This is a genomic window from Pseudoalteromonas sp. BZA4 (assembly GCF_040104395.1).
Lineage (GTDB): Bacteria > Pseudomonadota > Gammaproteobacteria > Enterobacterales > Alteromonadaceae > Pseudoalteromonas.
In genome coordinates this window covers 1-5,435 of sequence record NZ_JBECOT010000112.1, presented here as the reverse complement: position 1 = coordinate 5,435, position 5,435 = coordinate 1, and the positions used below count along the sequence as shown (strand labels likewise).

Sequence of the window (5,435 nt, the reverse complement as noted above, 5' to 3'; positions counted from 1 at the left end):
GGTATGTCAGGCACCAAGAAAAGGAAGAGGTGCAAGAGCAGGCGCAGTTAACACTGCAGTAAACAACGCCCCCTTCTAGGGGGCTAATGCAAAGCCACCTTCTTTAGAAGGTGGATCTTTTACTTTAGTAATTCTTAAATTATTTAGCACACAAATATCAGTCAAAACCTTGGCCCTGAAGTTATACCATTTCTGTATCAGTTATTAGCTACTCATTTATAAAAGTTTTTATTGGCGCAATTTTTGCACTTTAAATTTCATTATTAACTATTGTGTCAAAAAGCTGATGGATACTAATCATCTCGACAAGCAAAACTTTTTTGATTTAGGCAACTTAGACTCATTACGTCAAAATGCCTTAAAAAGTGATGCCTCTAGCGATGCGTCAAAAGAGGCGCTGAAAAAAGCGGCGGCACAATTTGAATCTATCTTCACTCAAATGCTGCTTAAAAGCATGCGTAAAGCAAATGAAGCGTTTGAAGACAAAGACAGTCCGTTTAACTCGAGTGGCGTAAAATTCTTTGAAGAGATGCATGACCAACAAATGTCGGTTGAGCTTTCATCAAATGGCTCGTTGGGTCTAGCTGATTTAATTGTTCAGCAGCTCTCGCCAGACGGTAAAGAGTTTACACCAGGTTCTGTACTTAGAACGACGGCTGACTTTGCTAGTGATAAACGCGTAAGCGGTGTCCTTGATAGCACTACTGAGGCTCAGGCTAAACCACAAGCTGTTGAGGATACAGCAGCGAACGAGCAATCAGAAAACCGCTTTGAAGATGCTGAGTCTTTCATTAGCTCTGTTTGGGAGCACGCTAAAAATGCGGCTGAGAAAATTGGCTTAAACCCAGCTGTGATGGTTGCTCAAGCAGCACTTGAAACGGGTTGGGGTAAACACATCATCAGTAAAGCTGATGGCACAAGTAGTAACAACTTATTCAATATTAAATCGGATAGGAGCTGGCAAGGTGATAAAGCAAGCAAAGTCACGCTTGAGTTTGAACAAGGTGTGCCAGTTAAAAAGCAAGCTAGTTTCCGTTCTTATCAATCGATTAAAGACAGTGTTAATGATTTTGTGGATTTCTTAAATGAAAATCCACGTTATCAAGAAGCACTCAATAATACCGCAGAGCCTGCAGCCTTTTTAGATTCGTTACAAAAAGCAGGCTATGCAACTGATCCAAATTATGCCGATAAAATTAAGCAGGTATTGAAGCGCGTTGAGCTTCAAAGCGTCGCTGCTTCATTGGTACGTTAAGGAGTAGACCCTCATGTCATTTAGCTTATATGACATAGCAAATGCCGGTGTAAGAGCTAACTCTGAGCTTTTACAAACCACCAGTAAAAACATCGCCAACGTTAATACCGAGGGCTATGTGCGTGAGCGTACTGAGTTCACAACCATGATCGACAACCAAGTGGGTCGTGGTGAAACGTATCGCTTACTAAATGAATTTGCACAAAAGCAATTAAATAGAGATACCTCTAATAAGGCATTCTTTGATCAGTTTGTAACAGAAGCAAGCCGTGTCGATAGCTTGTTTTCTGAAGAGTCAAACAGCTTATCAACCAGTATCAACTCGTTTTTTAACAACGTACAAGAAAGCTTAAATCAACCGTCGTCAACAGTAGCTCGTTCACTGGTCATGACGGATGCACAAAACTTAATTGATCAAATGGACAGATTGTCGAGCATTGTGGTTGACCAAAAAGCCGTGGTAAATGAGCAGCTAGAAATCTTCTCTGATGAAGCAAATAACTTAATTCAAAGCATCAGCGAACTAAATACCAAGATTGCATCTGTTCATGGCACTGAACGTGAGTCATCGTCGAGTGGTTTGTATAACGAACGTGATAAAGCAATTCGTGACTTATCTGAGCTGATTGATATTGAAACACTCGATGGCAACAACGGCGAAAAACAAGTTTATTTAGGCTCAGGTCAAGCACTTGTCATGCAAAGCGGCACATTTAACCTGTTTTCATTCAGTGGTGACCCTGATCCGAACTTTAAAGAATTAAAACTTGATGTAAACGGTGGCAAAGCCGTGCCGCTTGAAGTTGATGTGAGTAAATTGAAAGGCAAAATTGGTGGCTTACTGGCATTTCGTGATGATATTTTAGTGCCAGCGCAAAATCAATTGGGTCAAATGGGCTTAGCGTTAGCTGATGCCTTTAATCAACAAAATAGCCTAGGTATGAACGCCAATGGTGAAATTGGGGGTGATATTTTTGCTATTCCAACGGTTGATGCGCTCGGTTATCAAGCTAATACGGGCACATCAACAATGACGGCAACCCTTGAACCTGGTAAAGGCAGCGAATTGCCAGCAAGTGATTTTATTGTGACCTATACAAGCGCAACCACTGTTGAGATTCAGGCAATCGATAATAAAGGTGAACCCATTGGCACCGCATCTACAGCGAATGTAACTGCCGGTGTGATTGACTCATCAACTATTACGGGTGGTGAAGCGTTTGGTTTACAACTCAACGTATCAGGTGCTGCAAATACTGGTGACCAATTTATGGTGAAGCTAAATTCACAAGCTGCAACGACCCTCGAGCTTGCCACTGAGCGCCCTGAAAATTTAGCGTTAGCATCACCTATTCGAACTGCTACTGATATTAATAACACCAGTGATGCAGGTATTTCTGCTGGTACAGTTTCAGATATTGATAATTCAACGGGTATTACCGTGGGGCCACCTCCTAGCTTGGCGAATGGCGATATTACATTAGTGAAAACGGCAAATGCTAACGAATATCAAATTACGGACGGGAACGGTACATCGACCTTTACTATTACACCACCTGCTGAAAATATTCTTGCCCAAGCTGGCGCGCCTTATGATACCTATGGGTTTGATTTTAACATTGAAGGTTCGCCTGCCACAGGAGACACTTTTACCGTTGAGTTCAATACCGGTGGCTTTGATGATAACCGTAATGGCTTGCAATTGGCTGATTTACAAAATGGTGAACTAGTACGTCAAAATGTTGTTGCTAGTAGTACTGCTGATAATCATCAAACATTTAATCAGGCATACACAGGTTTAGTATCTGATATTGGTGTAGTTACTTCGCAGGCACAAACAAGTCAACAAGCATTCACTGCATTAGCAGAGCAGTCAGAGGCTTGGTATGAATCTCTATCAGGGGTAAACCTTGATGAAGAAGCGGCTAACCTTTTACGCTTTCAGCAATCGTATGCGGCATCAGCGCAAGTGCTTGCCACTGCTCGTTCAATATTCGACACCTTACTTAATTCAACGAGGTAATTATGCGTTTATCAAATAATTTAATGTACCAAAGTAGCGTTAATAAAATTCTTGAAGGGCAGCAAGGTGTTGCTAATGCACAAGAGCGCGTGAATACTGGGCAAAAATATTTATCGACTTCAGAAAGCCCGTCTGCCTACTCGCAAGCATCTTTATTTACAAATAAAATTCAAACAAACGAGCAGTATACTAAAAATATTAATCAACTGAGTGGCCGATTAGAAACAGAAGAAAGTGTACTACAAAATATCAATACCACCATTCAGGCTGCGCAAGAGCTGACAATTCGAGCGGGTAATGGGGCGATGAGCCAGACAGACTTACAAACTATTGCCAGTGAGCTGGAGGAGCTGCAAAAGTCTTTGCTCAGCTCAATGAATAGTCAATCTGAAGATGGTAAGTATATTTTTTCTGGTTATCAAGATAGCACGCAAACATACAGCCTGAATACGCTAACTGGGCTATATGAATATCAAGGCGATCAGGGACAGCATAAAGTAACAATAGCTAAAGGTGTTGATGTTCGCTCAAGTGATAATGGTTTTACTGCGTTCGAAAAAGTGAATGCCCGCCTTGATGTAGTATCAAATGAGGGAACAGCGGCAGGCGGTGTTATATCGGGTACTGTGTATGTAAAAAACCAAGCTGATTTTGATAAGTTCCACAAAGCAAATTTTGATTTAGATCCCACAGCGACTGCTGCAGATAACTCTTTTCAAGTTGAGCTTGTCGCCGGCGTTAACCTGGGTGATCCAGATACCTATGTTATTAATGACGGCTATGGTAATCCAATCACCCCAGCTGTCACTGGTGAATTTACAGGGGAGCCTATTGAATACGCAGGTATGGAGTTTAAGCTTGAAGGCACTGCACCAGGGACATTCGAGTTCGAATTAGAGGCCCCACACAAAGAAAATGTACTCAATACTATGCAAAACTTAATCACCAGTTTAAATAGCAGTTTAGCAGGTGATGAGCTTAATGATGCACTGGCAGACGGCTTAGAGCAATTACAAAGCGCCAGCGAACAAGTGGTATTTACACAAGCAAGTCTAGGTGCCCGAATGAATTTGGTTGAAAGTGTCACAGATTCAAATAGCGCGATAGATATTAACAATAAATCGAGTAAATCAAATTTGGTTGAAGTTGATATGGCCGAAGCAATTAGTGACTTAACAAGACATGAAACCGCATTACAGGCTTCGCAAGCAACCTTTGGTCGCTTAGCTAATTTAACGCTTTTTGATTATTTATAATTAAACTCATACGGTAAAAGTTTGCCTTTATATCGGGCCAGTGGCAAAAAATTGTCACTGGCCTTTTTATTTCTTACATTTACAAAGTATAACATCTAAAACTTATTTAAAAACAAAAGATTAAATTACTTTAATAAGCTGGCATATTTCCTGCTTTAGGTTCTGCACAAAGCGCGTGGTTCCTCACAAGTTCATTGGACCACAGCCTAACTAAAACTAGGAGATGGTAAAATGGCATTAACAGTCAATACTAATGTGTCGTCACTTAACGCACAGCGTAATTTAAATCGTTCAAGTGAAGGTTTAGCAACTTCAATGGAACGTTTAGCATCGGGTATGCGTATTAATAGCGCAAAAGATGATGCGGCAGGTCTACAAATTTCAAACCGCTTAACTTCGCAAATAAATGGTTTAGCAGTCGCACAGCGTAATGCTAATGATGGTATATCTATGGCACAAACCGCTGAAGGGGCTATGCAAGAGTCTACAAATATCTTGCAGCGTATGCGTGAACTTGCATTGCAATCAGCAAATGGTTCTAATTCTTATGAAGATCGTAATGCGCTCCAAAAAGAAGTAAGTGCGCTCCAAACAGAGTTAACACGAATTGCTGATACTACATCGTTTGGTGGTCAGCAATTATTGAACGGAGACTTTGGTACTAGAGCCTTTCAAGTAGGCGCTAATGCTAACGAGATTATCAATGTTTCTTTATCAAGTGTGGCTGCGGAAGATATAGGTACTAAGCAATTTAATCTTACGTCTGCAACGGGTTTTGGGCAAGCTACAGCTGCAGGAGCTGATCCAGCGAATAATGGTCTTACTGGTGGTGATATTACCATTAAAGGTCAAAACGGTGCAGACGAAGTAATAAATATTGTTGCTAATTCTACTGCAAAAT

The 5,435-nt window shown here is 41.0% G+C and carries 3 protein-coding genes and 1 pseudogene; all 4 read left to right on the top strand.

The window, feature by feature from the left end; all coding sequences use genetic code 11:
• Positions 1–286 precede the first annotated feature (286 nt).
• Positions 287–1,255: a flagellar assembly peptidoglycan hydrolase FlgJ gene (flgJ, locus tag ABMY41_RS21335; RefSeq protein WP_349276207.1), complete on the top strand. Its 969-nt coding sequence runs from the start codon at positions 287–289 to the stop codon at positions 1,253–1,255.
• A 13-nt stretch (positions 1,256–1,268) separates the two neighbouring features.
• A complete protein-coding gene (flgK, locus tag ABMY41_RS21330; protein ID WP_349276205.1) occupies positions 1,269–3,278 on the top strand; it encodes a flagellar hook-associated protein FlgK in 2,010 nt (669 codons plus the stop codon).
• Positions 3,279–3,280: 2 nt separating this feature from the next.
• On the top strand, positions 3,281–4,534 hold the full coding sequence (flgL, locus tag ABMY41_RS21325) for a flagellar hook-associated protein FlgL (RefSeq protein ID WP_349276204.1): 1,254 nt from the start codon (positions 3,281–3,283) through the stop codon (positions 4,532–4,534).
• A 231-nt stretch (positions 4,535–4,765) separates the two neighbouring features.
• A pseudogene (locus ABMY41_RS21320) lies at positions 4,766–5,435 on the top strand (flagellin); the annotation flags it as partial.